This is a genomic window from Halorubrum sp. SP3, assembly GCF_005435195.1.
Taxonomy (GTDB): domain Archaea; phylum Halobacteriota; class Halobacteria; order Halobacteriales; family Haloferacaceae; genus Halorubrum; species Halorubrum sodomense.
On the sequence record NZ_SGTU01000494.1, the window covers coordinates 1 to 343 of the forward strand.

Annotated in this window: 1 protein-coding gene; it reads right to left on the reverse strand. The window is 65.9% G+C overall.

All coding sequences use genetic code 11. The annotated features are described in order from the left end of the window. On the reverse strand, window positions 1–343 hold a 343-nt coding region (locus tag EXE42_RS17370), incomplete at both ends, for a 4Fe-4S dicluster domain-containing protein (protein ID WP_137707104.1).

Genomic DNA, 343 nt, shown 5'->3' on the forward strand with positions numbered 1-343 from the left:
CGGGTTCGCCCCACTGGAAGTAGTTGACCCCGTACGGGCACGACACCTCGCAGTAGCGGCAGCCGATACAGATGTCGTAGTCGGTGAGCACGAGGCCGTCCTCCTCGCGGGTGTGGCGGGCGCCGACCGGGCACACCTTCGTACACGGCGAGTCGGTACAGTGCTGGCAGGTCCGGGGGAGGAAGTTCGTCTCGTCGCCCTGCCCCTCGTCCTCGAACGAGAACACGTACATCCAGTTCGCCCCCCGGGAGAGCTTGTGCTCCTGGTTACACGCGACCATACAGGCGAGACACCCGTCGCAGTTGTTGAGGTTGATCGTCATCCCCCAGCGGGCGCCCTCGCC